We start from the raw sequence: 15,746 nt of genomic DNA on the forward strand, positions 1-15,746 counted from the left end.
GACGTGAATCAGAGCTCTTCGACGCGGGTGACCTTGCCACGGCGCATCAGCCAGGCCACGCCGCGCAGATCGGCCAGGCCCACCCATAGCCGATCCAGCATGCCGTACTTCGATACGCCGGCAGTGCGGGGTCGATGACCAACCGGCACGCTCAGAATCTGGAAGCCCGCGCGCTTGACCAGTGCCGGCAGGTAGCGATGCATGTGATCGAAGTAGGGCAGCCGCAGGAACACCTCGCGATCAAACAGCTTCAGCCCGCAGCCGGTATCCGGCGTGGCGTCCTTGAGCATGCGCGAGCGCACCGCGTTGGCCACCTTCGACGAAATCCGCTTGTTGAAGCTGTCACGCCGGGTGGTACGCCAGCCGGCAAACAAGCGCGTCTGATCGGTGGCAGCTTCACGCGCGGCGAGCAGTTTGGGGATATCTGCCGGATCGTTCTGGCCATCGCCATCGAGCGTGGCGATCCATGGTGCGGTCGCCGCACGCACGCCATTCCACACCGCCGTGCTCTGGCCGCTGCGGGTGACGTGATGCAGCACGCGCAGTTCCGGATGCGCCGCTTTCTGCGCCGCCAGCACGGCACGACTGTCGTCAGTGGAATCGTCGTCGACGTAGATCACTTCGTAGTCGACGAGGCCACGCAACGCCGCAGCGATCTCGGCCAGCAGCGGCGGGATGTTGTCACGCTCGTTGAAGACGGGAACGACGACGGAAAGTTGCAGCATGAGGGAGGCCTTTCAGCGGAAGTAGATACCGCGCATGACGCAGCAGCGACACAGTTTAATGCGAAAGCGCGGGCGGCTTCTCCGTACGTCCCCAGCGCGGCTACGTTCGATCACGGCAAAAGCCGGAAAAGCGCGTAGGGCGGGCACTGCCCGCCACTCTTGCTGCAGGGTTCCGCAAAGCCGGCGGGCAGTGCCCGCCCTACGGCGGTGGCAATACCTCAGCGAATCTTGCCGAGAATGCCTTCGAGTTCGTCGTTGCTGTGGTAATGGATCACCAGCTTGCCGCGACCACCGCGACCTTGGGCCAGCTCGACACGGGCGGCGAAGCGTTCGCCCAGCTCGCGTTCCAGCGCACTGATGTTCGGATCGTGCGCCGGGGCGTTTTTCGCCTTGCCCTTCGGCGCGGTCTGCGCGCGGCGCGCCGCTTCTTCCAGCTCACGCACCGACCAGCCAAGCGTGACCGCCTGCCGTGCCAGCGGTACGGCGATGGCTTCTTCCAGCGTCAGCAGGCAACGCGCGTGGCCCATTTCGAGTTTGCCGTCGTCGAGCAGTTTCTTGATCGACTCCGGCATTTCGGTGAGTCGCAGCATGTTCGACACCGACGCTCGCGAGCGACCAACTGCATCGGCGGCCTGCTGGTGGGTGAGGTCGAAATCGTCGATCAGCCGCTTCAGCGCGTCGGCTTCTTCCAGCGGAGTCAGATCCTGACGCTGGATGTTCTCGATCAGCGCCATCGCCGGCACGGCTGCTTCGGAGACCTGCTTGATCAGCGCGGGAATTTCGCTCATCTGGGCACGCTGCGCCGCACGCCAGCGACGTTCGCCGGCAATCAGCTCGTAGCTGTTCTTGCCCAGTTCGCGCACAACTACCGGCTGGATCAGGCCCTGCGCCTTGATCGACGCGGCCAGCTCGTCCAGCGCCTCGTCGTTCCAGTGGCGACGCGGCTGGTATTTGCCTGGCTGGATCTGCTGGATCGGCAGCGAGCGCAGCTCACCTTCCTGACTCAACACCGACGGCGTGCCGTCACCATCGCCACCGAGCAAGGCGTCAAGCCCGCGCCCCAAACCACGTTTCTTCGCAGCAGCCATGCCTTATTCCTGATGATTCGCAGCCGGCGCCCTGAGCGTCGGACTGCTGTCGTCGAGTGCCGGCACAGACGCCGCCACTTCGAGGTCTTCGACCGGATCAACCGCCGCGCCGCGCGACAAGCCACGCTCACGCCGGATCATTTCGCCGGCCAGGCCGATATAGGCGATCGCGCCGCGCGAGCTACGATCGTACAGATGGATCGGCTGGCCATGACTCGGCGCTTCAGCCAGCCGCACGTTGCGCGGAATGATCGAACGCAGCACCTTGTCGCCAAAATGCTGGGTGAGCTGCGCCGATACTTCATTGCCGAGGTTGTTGCGCACGTCGTACATGGTACGCAGCAGGCCTTCGATCTCCAGCTTCGGATTCAGTCGGTGACGCACGGCCTTGACCGTGTCGAGCAGGCTGGAAAGACCTTCCAGCGCGAAGTACTCACACTGCACCGGAATCAGCACGCCATCGGCGGCAGTCAGCGCGTTCAGAGTCAACAGGTTCAGTGAAGGCGGACAGTCGATGAGAATGGTCTGGTACTTGTCCGCCACCGTCGCCAGTAATTCCTTCAACCGGTGCTCGCGCGCCAGCGCGTCCATCAACTTCAGCTCGGCGGCGGTGAGATCGCCATTGCCGGGCAGCAGATCGTAATGCGCCTCGGTGGGCACGATTGCCGCCGCCAGCGTCACTTCTTCCAGCAGCACTTCGCAGCCACTGGCCTTGATATCGCGCTTGTTGACGCCCGACGCCATGGTCGCATTGCCCTGCGGATCGAGATCGATCAGCAATACCTTGCGCTTCGCCGCGGCCAGCGCAGCGGCGAGATTGACGGCAGTGGTGGTCTTGCCGACGCCACCCTTCTGGTTGGCGACAGCGATGATGCGAGCCATGGATGGATAGCTACCGTTCGCGGAGGACGGTTAGATTAGCATTGCCGCAGCGGCGTGCCTGCACGCTTCAGTGAGCTCAGGCGCCGATCCGGCTGCCGCTGGCGGCGTCAAACAAGTGCAGCCGCTTGGGCACCAGGGTCAGCGGCATCTGACTGCCGGGCTCGGGCAGGGCCCGCGGCGACACTCGCGAGACCAGCCTCTGGTCGCCGTAGCGCAGATTCAGAAAAACTTCGTTGCCGACCGGCTCGAGCACTTCGAGCTGCGCTGTGAGTGCGGAAATGCCCGCTTCCATCGGCTGCAGATCCTCCGGCCGGACACCCAACACCACGGCACGCTCGCACCATGGTTGCCATGCCGAAGACGGCGGCGGCTCACCCAGAGTGATCTCGCCGTGCGCGGTGACCAAGGTCCAGCCACCATCGTGCTTCAAGGTGCCGTGCAGCAAGTTCATCGCCGGGCTGCCGAAGAAACCGGCAACGAACAGGTTGGCGGGCTTGTCGTACAGGTTCATCGGCGTGTCGATCTGCTGGATCACGCCGCCATCCAGCACCACGATGCGCTGGCCCAGCGTCATCGCCTCGATCTGGTCATGGGTGACGTAGACCATGGTGGCCTTGAGCTGGCGATGCAGCCGGGCGATCTCCACCCGCATCGACAGCCGCAACTTGGCGTCCAGATTGGACAGCGGCTCGTCCAGCAGGAATACCTTGGGATCGCGCACTAGCGCGCGGCCCAGTGCTACGCGCTGACGCTGGCCGCCGGACAACGCACCTGGACGCGACGCCAGCCGTGCTTCCAGCTCCAGGGTTTTTGCGGCGCCCGCTACGCGCTGGTCGATGTCGGCCTGTTTGTGCCCGCGCAACTTCAGACCGAAGCCCAGGTTTTCCGCCACCGTCATGTGCGGATACAACGCGTAATTCTGGAACACCATAGCGATGTCACGATCTTTCGGAGGCAAGTCGTTGACCACCCGACCGTCGATTTCCAGCGTGCCATCGCTGATTGTTTCCAGCCCGGCGATCATCCTCAGCAAGGTGGTCTTGCCGCAGCCAGAGGGCCCCACCAGCACCAGCAACTCGCCGTCGGCGATCTCGAAACTGGCGTCGACCACGCCAACGTGGCCGTTCGGATAGATCTTGCGCAAATTCTTCAGGCGTACGGTGGCCATCAACATCTCCGCAGGGTTGGACGCGATCGCCCGTCATTGTCAGCCGTCTGGCTCCAGCATGCGCGGTCTGCACAGCGGCGGAACATTGCGCTATTCTGCCCATGTAATCGTTTACATCAAGCACTTTGATTGCAGGAACCCCGATGACGCGTGCCAGCTTCCGCTTTCCCGACGGCTTTCACTGGGGTGCCGCCACCTCTGCCTACCAGATCGAAGGCTCGCCGCTGGCCGACGGGGCCGGGCCCAGCATCTGGCAGCGGTTCGCCCATACGCCGGGGATGATGTCCAACGGTGACACCGGCGATATCGCCTGCGATCACTACCGTCGCTACAAGGATGACGTGCAGCTGATGAAGGCGCTGGGCCTGCAGGGCTATCGCTTCAGCATCAACTGGGCACGGGTGTTGCCCGAGGGCACCGGGCGAGTCAATCCGAAGGGGCTGGATTTCTATTCGCGACTGGTCGACGAACTGCTTGAAAACGGCATCGTGCCGAACGCCACGCTGTTCCACTGGGACTTGCCGGCGGCGCTGGATGACCGCGGCGGCTGGCTCAACCGCGACGTTGCGCACTGGTTTGCCGAATACGCCGAAGTGATGTTCAAGGCGCTGGACGACCGCGTGCCGCGCTGGGCCACGCTGAACGAACCGTGGGTGGTCACCGACGGCGGCTACCTGCACGGTGCGCTGGCACCTGGCCATCGCAGCAAGTACGAGGCGCCGATCGCCGCGCACAACCTGATGCGCGCCAGTGGCGCCGGCATCCAGGCGTATCGGGCGCACGGCCAGCACGAGATCGGCGTGGTGTTCAATATCGAGCCGAAATACCCGCACTCCGACAGCGCCGAAGACCTCGCCGCCACGCGCCGCGCACATGCCTACATGAATGAGCAGTTTGCCGATCCGGCGCTGCTTGGCAGCTACCCGCCGGAACTAAAAGAGATTTTTGGCGATGCGTGGCCCGATTTCCCCGAAGACGACTTCAAGCTGACGAATCAGAAGGTCGACTTCGTCGGTATCAATTACTACACGCGCGCCGTGGTGAAAAATGATCCGAATGCCTATCCGCTGAAGGCAGTGCCGGTACGCCAGCCGAACAAGACCTATACGGAAACCGGCTGGGAAGTGTTCGAGCAGGGCCTGACCGACACGCTCACGTGGTTCAAGCAGCGCTACGGCGACATCCCGCTGTACATCACCGAAAACGGTTCGGCTTTCTACGACCCGCCGGTGGCCGAAAACGGCGTACTCGACGATCCGCTGCGCACCAACTATCTGCGCAAGCACCTCAAGGCACTGCACAAGGCGATCGAGGCCGGAGTGAACCTGAAGGGTTATTACGCGTGGTCGCTGATGGACAACCTGGAGTGGTCGCTGGGTTTCTCCAAGCGCTTCGGCCTGTACCACGTCGACTTCGCCACCCAGCAGCGCACGCCAAAAGCCACGGCGAAGCTGTATGCGCAAGTGATCGAGAGCAACGGCAGCATCCTGGACGCGTAGAAGCCCGCTCGCGGGCGATGCTCTGGCTTTTGCAATTCCCGCCAAAAGGCATCGCCCGCGAGCGGGCTCCTGCGCGACACGCCGACCCGTCAGCTGCGACCGATCACCAGCAGATGGCGTTCGGCTGGCAGGCCCGGCACCGCCAACTCGTGCGTACTGCGTACGGCGAAGCCTGACGGAATGCCAGGCAACTCCTCGTCCGGCCGCTTCCCCTTCATCGCCAGCCAGATTCCGTCCGGCGCCAGCAGGTGGCCGCCCCAGCCGAGCATGTCGGCGAGACTGGCGAACGCACGCGCGGTTACGCAATCGAACTGACCTTCGACGTCTTCCACGCGCGACTGCTCGGCGCGCACGCCTTCCAGCTTCAGCGTGCGGATTGCCTCACGCAGGAAGCGCACCTTCTTGCCATTCGAATCCACCAAAAGGATTTGTCGACCCGGCGCGGCAATCGCCAGCACAATGCCGGGCAGGCCGGGACCGGTGCCGAGATCGGCCAGAGTCTGGCCCCGCACATACGGCAGGATCGCCAGCGAATCGAGCAGGTGGCGGGTGACCATCTCCTCCGCATCACGCACGGCAGTGAGGTTGTAGGTCGCATTCCAGCGCTGCAACAGCGCCTGGTAGTCGAGCAGACGCGGCACCGCCTCAGCAGGCAAATCCAGGCCAAGCGCGGCAATGCCTTGTTCGAGTCGTGCCTGCAGAGCGTCGCGGCTGGTCATCGGATCACTCGGGTGCGTGGGGGCGCAAGTATCAGCGGCTGGCGCCGGGCTTGCCAACCCCGACTCAAAGATCAGGTAAAAAGAAACCCGCCGAAGCGGGTCGAAAACTTGAAATCCCCTGTGGCGCGGACGCTCTCGGGCGCCCTGGCGCAACTCCGCTACTCAGGCGGCGTCCAACTCAACGCGCGTCACCATCATTCCGCGTTCCCGCAGTGCACTGTTCAAGGAATGTTTCACCCGTGCACCCACATCGCGCCGATCGGCGCCATCGGCGGCCGGCTCGTTGCGCAGTGCCTCGCGGGCACCGCGACGGATCAATTGATCAACTTGTTCGAACACGGCATCGGCGCGCTCCGGCTCCAACACCTGCCAGTAGACGGTGCCACGCATATCGCCGGCGTCGTCTTGCCGCGCGTCCAGCCGCAGCGTCTGACCAGCGAGGTCAATCTTGTGCGCAACCCGATCCAGCAATGGCAAGACCAGATGCGTTCCCTGCTGCAGAACACGCACCAACTTGCCGCGACGGTACAGGCTGTAGACGTGACCGGCCGGCACATGCCGGATCGCGCTGGCGATCAGCACGGCAGCAAGGGGAAACAGGAGGGCGGATAGAGTCATCATGGTCTTCAGAAACAACAAGTTGTCTTGCTTTTATTGAGAAAGTGGAACAACTAAAGAATACAGTTGTTTGAGTCCACGAATATTAACCTTCATTTAACGATGTGGCCAAGGCTTGGGCGGGGATTCCAGAACGACCTGTGGCAATACCTGTCAGGAAATCGGGAAGTACACGACTGACAAGCCTGAATCGTGCCAGCCACTTGAATGCTGCGGCGCCATAGCGCGGTCTTTGCGCCCACGGATCAGCGAAGGGGTGAATCTGTGACGGGCATCGCGTTCGGATACCGTTAACTTGTTGCACTGCAACGTGGAATCCCTTTTACAAGCGCTTTACAACGTGCCATGAAAACGTTTACGTTGGCGCTGTGCAATGGTTCTTGCGGTCTCCGCCATACATTGCAAGCCACACCATGCCAGTGAGGTTGCCATCATCAAAGCTGCCACCATCAAGGATGTCGCGCGTGAGGCCGGTGTATCCGTGGCCTCGGTATCGCGCGCGCTAAATGGCGGCAGCGGGGTCACCGCGGAGACTGGCCAGCGCATCCACGAAGTGGCCAAACGCCTGCGTTACGTGCCACATGCGGCCGCCCGCATGCTGATCACCCGGCGCACCAACACGGTCGGCGCGCTGCTGCCGGACTTGTACGGTGAATTCTTTTCCGAGCTGATCCGCGGCATCGACCTGGCCGCGCGCGCCCGCGGTATGCATCTGCTGGTTTCCAGTTCGCACGACGATGCCGAGACCGCGGCGCTCGCCCTGCGCGCGATGCAGGGCCGGGTCGACGGCCTGTTGCTGATGTCGCCCCACGCCAATGCTGACTTTTTGCGGCAGAATCTGCCGCAAAACATCCCTACTGTGCTGATGAACACACGTTTGTCCGGCACCGACTACTGCTCGCTGTCGGTGGACAACGACGGCGGGGCCCGGCTGATGGTCGAGCACATGCTGGCGCAAGGGCGTCAGCGGATTGCCTTCATCGAAGGTCCGTCCGGCAATCGCGATGCCGAGCAGCGCAAACTGGGCTTTCGCGAAACCCTCGCCAGCCATGGCCTGGCGAGCGCCGCAACGATGCTGCAAGGAGACTTCAGCGAAGCATCCGGTTACCGCGCCGGCCAGCAGCTGCTGGCCATGGAAACGCGACCCGATGCCGTGTTCGCCGCCAACGACATGATGGCGATCGGTTGCATGGCGGCCTTGCGCGAAGCCGGCGTGCGTATTCCGCAGGAGCTGGCCGTGGGCGGCTTCGATGACGTGCCCATGGCACGTTATGTCACGCCATCGCTGACCACGATCAAGGTGCACATTGCCGACCTGGGCAGCGAGGCTATGGCCTGGCTGGGCGAGCAAATTGATGATTCAACCGGAATGCGAATCGGCACCCGGCGCAAAGTTTCTGCCGAATTGGTGGTACGGGCGTCCAGCGCCGTGGCGTCCGGCTGACCGCATTTTTGAATACTGGCGCTGGATCGCGCCGGAAAGAACCGAGTTTTCCAAGGTCGGTTCGAGGCAGGCGAATCGGAGCACTGGTTCGCGGGCAGCATCACGTCAACATCTCGACGAAGCGTTCCACCTCAATTTGCAACGATTACGGGAGAGGATCAGGTCATGGTCAAACAACATACGTTATCCAGGCACATCTCGCTGGCGCTTGCCGGCCTGCTGGTCACCGCACTCGCCCTGCCGGCGGCACACGCGCAGTCCAGCACCGCCGTCCTGCGCGGACACGTCAGCGCGCCGCAAGGCCAGATGCCGACCGAGGTGGTTGCCACCAATACCGCCAACGGCTTCGTCAGCAAGACCAAGGTCGGCGCAGACGGCAACTACACTCTGGCGGGGTTGAGCCCAGGCAGTTACACCATCGTCGCCAGTGGCAACGGCAGCAGCACCAGTCGTACCGTCACCGTGCAGGTAGGCCAGGCCTTAAGCCTCAATCTGGATGCCGGTGCTGCCGCCACCGGACCCAGCACCAGCGATGCAACGAACCTGCAGGGCGTTTCGGTGAGCGCGGTCACCCTGGTTGAAACACGCACCTCGGAAGTGGCCACCAACATCAGCCAGAAGCAGATCCAGGAATTACCGCAGAACGAGCGCAACTTCCTTGACTTCGCCAAGCTGGTTCCCGGCATCACCACCTCACGCGACCCCAACTCCAAAACGTTCTCGGCGGGCGGTCAATCAGCCGAGAATGTAAACGTTTTCATCGACGGCGCCAGCCTGAAGAACAACGTGCTCAAGGGCGGCATCGCCGGCCAGGACTCCACCCGCGGCAACCCGTTCTCGCAGGAAGCGGTGCAGGAATTCCGCGTACTGACCAACAACTTCAAGGCCGAATACGAGCAGGCCGGCACGGCAATCATCACCGCGGTGACCAAGTCGGGCACGAACGACTTCCATGGTTCGCTCTACGACTACTACCAGAACCAGTCGATGATCGCGCAGAACTCGTTTGACAAGGAAAACCACGTCAAGAAACCCGAGTACAAACGCGAACAACGCGGCTTCAGTTTTGGCGGCCCTATCATCAAGGACGTGGCGCAGTTCTTCATCAACTACGAGGAACGCAAGGACACCGCCAACACCACCGTGCAGATCAACGACCCGCGATTCGCTCAGTACAACGGCACATTCTCGGCACCGTTCAACGAAAAGGCATTCTTCGGCAAGTTGAGCTGGCAGCCGAACCACGACAACAACGTCGACCTCAGCCTGACCACCCGGCGCGACAGCGAGCAGCTCGGTTTTGGCGGCAACACCGCCTACACCGCGCGCAGCAACCGCAAGAACAACGTCGACGATCTGCTGCTGAAATGGCAATCGCGCGGCGAAAGCTATACCAATGACTTGTTGCTGGATGCCGGCACCGCGAGGTGGCATCCCACCTCCGCTCAATCTGGCAACGTGCGCAGCGTGTACGATCCGGGCATCGCGGTGATCGGCAGCGGCAGCGACCTGCAGGACAAGGGCCAGAACCAGCGCACCATCCGCGACGACTTCACCTGGTTCGGCTTGCCCGATCACACGATCAAGGCGGGTATCAAATACGCCACTTACGGCATCACGCTGGAACAGAACAGCGCCACCGTGCCGACCTACTACTACCAGGAAGGAAGTGCTTATCCCGGCGGCTTCAACTCGCCTTACCAGGCCGTGTACTCGCCGAGCGGCGCCAGCGCCAACCTGCACACCAACCAGCTCGGCCTGTACGTGCAGGATGACTGGGATATCACCCAGCGACTGCAGCTGAATCTCGGTCTGCGTTGGGACTACGAGACCAACGCGCTGAACAAGGATTACGTGACCCCGGCCGTGCAGGTCCCCACGTTGCAATACCTGGGTCTGCAGAACTACATCAGCAATGGCCACAACCGCGACGGCTACAAGGGTGCGATCCAGCCGCGGCTGGGCTTCTCGCTGGACGTCAGCAAAGACGGCGACCAGAGCACCACCGTCTTCGGCGGTGTTGGCCGCTATTACGACCGCACTCCGTTTGACTGGATCAGCCAGGAAAAACTGCATTCGCTGGTACCGAACTACACCTTCCGGTTCAGCCCCGGCGGCGTCACCCCCGGGACCATCGCCTGGGATCCGAGCTACCTGACCGCGGCTGGCCTGAATGGCCTGTTGGCTTCGGGCTCTGCCGGCTTTACCAGCGAATTGGACGTGGTCAACAACAACACCAAGCCGCCGCACACGGACCAGTTCAGCCTGGGTGTGCGTCAGGTAATGGGAGACTGGAACGCATCACTGACCCTGACTCGCGTGCTGGGCTATGACCAGTTCACCTGGGTATGGAACCGTCTGCCGCAGCCAGGCTTCGTGCTCAATCAAATGCCGGGCAGTCCTTACGGTGTCGTCCTGCACAACACCGACAAGAAAACGCAATCCAGCAACGTACTGGTCAGCATCAACAAGCCGTACACGGAAGCGTCGGGCTGGGGCATGGGGCTGGCCTACACGTATCAGGACGCTCATCAGCAAGGTGGTGACAACTACTCGCTGGACTATGTCGATCCCGCTGGTTATTACGCCAACAACGTGGGCGAAAAGCAGCATCTGGTACTGAACGGAATCGTACGCGGCCCGTGGGACACACGTTTGACCGGCATCTTCACCTACGGCTCGGGCTTGCCGTACGACTACTTCGCCAACGTGCCCGGTTGCGACTACAACTGCATCTTCTACAAGAACGGCAAGTACGGTCAGAAGTATCTCAACCTGGACCTGTCGATCGCCAAGGAGTTCCACTGGGGCGAGAGCCAGGCGCTGGAACTGCGCTTTGACGTGATGAACGTGTTCAACCGTGATGTCGACAACGGTTACATCAACAACCAGTACAACTGGGGCTCGATGAATCCGAACCCGGACTTCGGCAAGGTGACCAGCGCCGATCCGAACCAGACCCGTCGCTTCCAGATTGGCGCGCGCTATTCGTTCTGATCATTTCGTGACATCCCAGTAGTCGATTCACCCGTCCGTCCACGTCACACGGACGGACGTCTGGACGTCCAGCCTGACCTGCACGAGATGCAGTTCAGGCTGGCGTCGCATACTCAAAGTACGGCAGACCGATCATGAAGCTTCCCCACCGGCCCGCATGGCTTTCCTCTCTCCTTCTTGGCGCGGCGCTGTTACTGGCAGCTCCAGCCAGCCCCGCCTGGCAGGCACAACCGGCCACCCCGGAAGCAAGCCGCAGCAGCGCTGAAGTACCCGCGCTGGTCAACGATCTCGAACAGCGCACCTTCCGCTTTTTCTGGGACAGCGCGGATCCGGCTACAGGCCTGGTTCCTGATCACTATCCCGGCGAGTCCTTCTCCAGCATTGCCGCGGTGGGCTTCGGCCTGACCGCTTACGGCGTGGGCGTGGAGCGTGGCTACATCACCCGCGAGCAGGCGATCGAGCGCACGCTGGCCACGCTGCGTTTCTTCGACACCGCGCCGCAGGGTGACAGCGAAGACGACGACAGCGGCTATCACGGTTTCTTCTATCACTTCCTCGACATGAAGAGCGGCAAGCGCTTCGCGCGCTGGACCGAAGTCTCCACGGTGGACACCAGCCTGCTGCTGGGCGGCGTGTTGTTTGCACAGTCGTACTACGACCGCGACACCCCGGCCGAACACGAGATCCGCACGCTGGCCGATCGCATCTATCGCCGCGTCGACTGGCCCTGGGCACAAGTGCGGCCGCCGTTGATCAGCATGGGCTGGACGCCCGGCGGCAAGTTCATCCCGCATGACTGGGAGGGCTACAACGAGGCGATGCTGGTCTATGTACTGGCACTGGGTTCGCCAACCCATCCGGTGGACTCCGATGCATGGTCGGCATGGACCGGTACCTACGACCGCAGCTGGGGCAAGTTCCAAGGTCAGCAACTGTTGAATTTCGGCCCGCTGTTCGGCCACCAGTACAGCCATGTATGGATCGACTTCCGCGGCATCCGCGACGCCTGGAATCGCCAGCATGACTTGGACTATTTCGAGAACAGCCGCCGCGCGGTGATCGCCCAGCGCAACTACGCGATCACCAATCCGGGGCATTGGACCGGTTATGGCGCAAACGTGTGGGGTTTGACCGCCAGCAATGGTCCCGGCGGCATCCTCGTCGAGGGTCAAGGCCGCCGACAGTTCTACGGCTATACCGCGCGCGGCGCGGGACTGGGCTATCTGGTCGATGACGGCACCATCGTGCCCAGCGCCGCCGCCGGTTCGATCGCCTTCGCACCCGAGCTGGTGATTCCCGCGCTGGAGGAAATGAAGCGCCGCTACGGCACCGCCATCTACAACGAGCACGGTTTCGTTGATGCGTTCAATCCCAGCTTCCACGTGCAAACCCTGCTGCGTACCGGCAAAGTGCTGCCGATGGGCTGGGTCGATAGCGAACAGCTCGGCATCGACCAGGGCCCGATCGTGTTGATGATCGAGAACTGGCGCAGCGACTTCGTGTGGAACGTGATGAAGAAGAATCCGTACATCCGCAAGGGACTTCAGCGCGCCGGCTTCGAAGGCGGCTGGCTGGATGCGCCGGTACCGGCAAAATGATTCACTCGGCGCGTCAGCAACGATGGCGGCGTGGGCTGTGCATGGCCAGCATCGTCTTGTGCAGTGCCTTGCTGGGCAGTTGTAAGCAGGCATCGGACAGCCACGAACTCGTGTTCTGGACGATTGGCCGCGAAGGCGAAGCCGTGGTCAAATTGCTGCCGGCGTTCGAGCGCGCGCATCCGGATATCCGTGTGAAAGTTCAGCAGCTGCCGTTGACTGCTGCGCACCAGAAATTGCTCACCGCGTTCGCCGGCGACTCCACCCCGGATCTCAGCCAGCTTGGCAACACCTGGCTGCCCGAACTGGCGGCGCTGCACGCACTGGAACCATTGCAGGTGCGGGTCGACCATTCGAGCGTGATCCAGCCGTCCGACTACTTCGCCAGCATCTGGTCCACCAATGTGATTGAGGGCACCCTGTACGGCGTACCGTGGTATGTCGACACGCGTTTGTTGTTCTATCGCAACGACCTGTTGAAGGCTGCTGGCTTCGATGCGCCACCGCGTACCTGGGCTGAATGGCGACGCATGCTGGGCGCGCTCAGCGATCCGTCGCAACATCGCTACGGCGTATTGCTTCCAACCAACGAGTACGAGCAATTGATGTCGCTGGGATTGCAGCAAGACGATCCGCTGCTGCGTGATGGCGGACGCTACGGGAATTTCGAGAGTGCCGGCTTCAAGCGCGCGCTGACGTTCTATGTCGACACCTTCCGGCTGCAGCAGGCGCCGGCAATCACCAACGTGGAAGCGGGCAATCCGTGGACGGAATTTGGTCGCGGCGTCTACGCGTTCTATCTGTCCGGGCCGTGGAACATCGGCGAGTTCCGTTCGCGCCTGCCGGCCCTTGAGCAGGACGATTGGTCTACCGCACCACTGCCCGGTCCGAGCAGTCCCGGTGTCGGCGTAGCCGGCGGTTCGAGCCTGGTGATCTTCCGGCGCTCACCGCACAAAGAGGCTGCCTGGAAGTTGATTGAATACCTGTCGCAGCCGGCCGTGCAGCAGCAGTTTTACGACCTGCTTGGCGACATGCCGCCACGGCGCAGCTCATGGGAAGGCGGCGCATTGCGCGACGATCCGAAGGCACGCGCTTTTCGCGAACAGCTGGAACAGGTGAAACCTGCGCCGGCGGTGCCGGAATGGGAACGCATCGCCAACGAAATGCAGCTGGTCGCCGCCCAGGTGATCGCCGGCCGACTGACGATCGACCAGGCCGCCGTTGAGATGGACCACCGCGCTGATGCGATTCTGGCCAAGCGACGCTGGGTGCTGGACCACGCTGCAGCGAGTCATGCGAAGGAGCCCACACGATGAATCCGCAGCGTACGGCCTGGTTGTTCCTTGCCCCCGCGCTGGTCGTGCTGGGAGTGTTCTTCCTGCTGCCGGTGCTTGCCGCGCTCGCGCTCAGTCTTACCGATTACGACCTGTACGCGCTGGCAAACATTCACAACCTGCGCTTCGTGGCGTTGGGCAATTATTGGGAACTGCTCCACCGGCCGCTGTTCTGGGCTGCACTGGGACACACGGTGTACTTCGTCGCGCTAGGCGTGCCCTTGTCGATGGGCGCGTCGCTCGGCGCGGCGATGTTGCTGAACTCACCGCTGGCGACAGCGAAGCCGTTCTTCCGCACGGCGCTGTTCGCGCCGGTGGTGACCACGGTGGTCGCCACCGCCGTGATCTGGCGCTATCTGTTCAACACCAAGTACGGCATGGCGAACTATCTGCTGGGACTGGTCGATATTCACCCGGTGGACTGGCTGGGTGATCCGCACTGGGCGATGCCGACGATCATCGCGTTCGCGGTGTGGAAAAACTTTGGCTACAACATGATCATCTTCCTCGCTGGCCTGCAGGCGATTCCGCCGGACCTGTACGAGGCTGCACGTATCGACGGCGCGTCGCCCTGGCGGCAGTTCCGTCACATCACCTTGCCAATGCTGAAACCGACCATGTTGATGGTCGGCATCCTCACCGTGTCCGGCTACTTCCAGCTGTTTGCCGAGCCGTACGTGATGACCGAAGGCGGGCCACTGCAAAGCACGGTCAGCGTGCTGTACCTGATGTACGACGAAGGCTTCAAGTGGTGGAACCTCGGCTCCGCTTCCGCCGTGGCGTTCCTGTTGTTCGTGATCATGTTCGCAGTGACCGTGCTGATGCTGAAGCTGTCGCAGCGGGGAGACCAGACATGAGCCCACGACTGGCCAAGGCGCTGATCAACGGTCTGCTCATCGGGGTGGCGGCGGTCGCACTGTTTCCGTTGCTGTGGATGTTGTCGGTGTCGTTCATGGCGCCGGGTGCCGCCAGCACGCTGCCACCGCCGTTGTTGCCGCGCCATGCCAGCTGGGACAACTATCGCGAACTGTTCGTGCATGCCGGCATGGGCCGCTACCTGATCAACAGCTTGCTGGTCGCCGGCGCGATCACCGTGCTCTCGGTGGTTTTCAATTTGCTGGCCGGCTATGCGTTCGCCAAGCTGCGTTTCGCTGGTCGCGAGCGATTGTTTCAGGCACTGCTTGGCGCACTGGTGATTCCCGCCCAGGTCGCCATGCTGCCGTTGTTCCTGCTGCTGAAATACATGGGCCTGGTGAACAGCTATGCCGGCGTGGTGGTGCCAGCGCTGGCCACCGTGTTCGGCATTTTCCTGGTACGCCAGTACGCACGCGGCATTCCCGATGAATTGCTCGAAGCGGCGCGGATCGACGGCGCCAGCGAGTCGCGCATCTTCGTGCAGATCGTGCTGCCACTGCTGAAGCCGATTGTCGTGACGCTGGCGATCTTCACCTTCCTCGCCGCGTGGAACGACTTCATGTGGCCGCTGATCGTGCTGACCGGACAGGAGCACTACACGCTGCCGATCGGGTTGGCCTCGCTGGCGCGCGAACATTCGCAGGACAGCGAACTGATGATGGCCGGCTCAGTCGTCACCGTACTGCCGGTGCTGCTCTTGTTCCTGTCGATGCAGCGCTACTACCTCGAAGGACTGCTGCTGGGCAGTGTGAAGGGTTGACG

The 15,746-nt window shown here is 62.4% G+C and carries 13 protein-coding genes; 7 read left to right on the forward strand and 6 right to left on the reverse strand.

From position 1 onward, the window contains the following. Positions 1 to 8: 8 nt before the first annotated feature. The 4 genes from PY254_RS01995 to ugpC form a co-directional block, all read right to left on the reverse strand. Positions 9 to 725, reverse strand: coding sequence for a glycosyltransferase family 2 protein (locus PY254_RS01995; protein ID WP_281013817.1), 717 nt, complete (start codon positions 723 to 725; stop codon positions 9 to 11). A gap of 218 nt (positions 726 to 943) precedes the next feature. Next, on the reverse strand, positions 944 to 1,813 hold the full coding sequence (locus PY254_RS02000) for a ParB/RepB/Spo0J family partition protein (protein WP_281013818.1): 870 nt from the start codon (positions 1,811 to 1,813) through the stop codon (positions 944 to 946). 3 nt (positions 1,814 to 1,816) lie between these two features. Continuing rightward, positions 1,817 to 2,695, reverse strand: a complete 879-nt coding sequence (locus PY254_RS02005; RefSeq protein ID WP_281013819.1) for a ParA family protein — start codon at positions 2,693 to 2,695, stop codon at positions 1,817 to 1,819. 76 nt (positions 2,696 to 2,771) lie between these two features. Next, positions 2,772 to 3,863, reverse strand: coding sequence for an ABC transporter ATP-binding protein (gene ugpC / locus PY254_RS02010; RefSeq protein WP_281013820.1), 1,092 nt, complete (start codon positions 3,861 to 3,863; stop codon positions 2,772 to 2,774). Positions 3,864 to 4,006: 143 nt separating this feature from the next. Here ugpC and PY254_RS02015 point away from each other — a divergent pair, with 143 nt between their 5' ends. After that, positions 4,007 to 5,362 carry a GH1 family beta-glucosidase gene (locus PY254_RS02015; RefSeq protein WP_281013821.1) on the forward strand — a complete coding sequence of 452 codons (1,356 nt, stop codon included), beginning with the start codon at positions 4,007 to 4,009 and terminating at the stop codon, positions 5,360 to 5,362. Between the two features lie 89 nt (positions 5,363 to 5,451). Here the strand turns inward: PY254_RS02015 and rsmG are convergent, their stop codons facing one another. Then, the gene (gene rsmG, locus PY254_RS02020; RefSeq protein ID WP_281013822.1) at positions 5,452 to 6,081 is read right to left on the reverse strand and encodes a 16S rRNA (guanine(527)-N(7))-methyltransferase RsmG; all 630 of its coding nucleotides are present in this window, start codon (positions 6,079 to 6,081) and stop codon (positions 5,452 to 5,454) included. 162 nt (positions 6,082 to 6,243) lie between these two features. Further along, positions 6,244 to 6,702, reverse strand: coding sequence for an SPFH domain-containing protein (locus PY254_RS02025; protein WP_281013823.1), 459 nt, complete (start codon positions 6,700 to 6,702; stop codon positions 6,244 to 6,246). A gap of 430 nt (positions 6,703 to 7,132) precedes the next feature. On the opposite strand from PY254_RS02025, the gene PY254_RS02030 reads away from it, so the two are divergent. From PY254_RS02030 to PY254_RS02055, 6 genes are all read left to right on the forward strand, one after another. Then, positions 7,133 to 8,143: a LacI family DNA-binding transcriptional regulator gene (locus tag PY254_RS02030; protein WP_281015132.1), complete on the forward strand. Its 1,011-nt coding sequence runs from the start codon at positions 7,133 to 7,135 to the stop codon at positions 8,141 to 8,143. A 165-nt stretch (positions 8,144 to 8,308) separates the two neighbouring features. Beyond that, positions 8,309 to 11,140, forward strand: a complete 2,832-nt coding sequence (locus PY254_RS02035) for a TonB-dependent receptor (RefSeq protein WP_281013824.1) — start codon at positions 8,309 to 8,311, stop codon at positions 11,138 to 11,140. A gap of 134 nt (positions 11,141 to 11,274) precedes the next feature. Beyond that, on the forward strand, positions 11,275 to 12,738 hold the full coding sequence (locus tag PY254_RS02040) for a glucoamylase family protein (protein ID WP_281013825.1): 1,464 nt from the start codon (positions 11,275 to 11,277) through the stop codon (positions 12,736 to 12,738). A 41-nt stretch (positions 12,739 to 12,779) separates the two neighbouring features. Beyond that, positions 12,780 to 14,051 (forward strand): sugar ABC transporter substrate-binding protein, encoded by a 1,272-nt coding sequence (locus PY254_RS02045; RefSeq protein WP_281013826.1) that lies wholly within the window; start codon positions 12,780 to 12,782, stop codon positions 14,049 to 14,051. After that, positions 14,048 to 14,926 carry a carbohydrate ABC transporter permease gene (locus tag PY254_RS02050; RefSeq protein WP_281013827.1) on the forward strand — a complete coding sequence of 293 codons (879 nt, stop codon included), beginning with the start codon at positions 14,048 to 14,050 and terminating at the stop codon, positions 14,924 to 14,926. Before PY254_RS02045 ends, PY254_RS02050 begins: the two co-directional genes overlap by 4 nt. After that, positions 14,923 to 15,744: a carbohydrate ABC transporter permease gene (locus PY254_RS02055; RefSeq protein ID WP_281013828.1), complete on the forward strand. Its 822-nt coding sequence runs from the start codon at positions 14,923 to 14,925 to the stop codon at positions 15,742 to 15,744. Before PY254_RS02050 ends, PY254_RS02055 begins: the two co-directional genes overlap by 4 nt. The last annotated feature ends 2 nt before the right edge of the window (positions 15,745 to 15,746 follow it).

The sequence above is a fragment of the Rhodanobacter sp. AS-Z3 genome (assembly GCF_029224025.1).
GTDB lineage: Bacteria > Pseudomonadota > Gammaproteobacteria > Xanthomonadales > Rhodanobacteraceae > Rhodanobacter.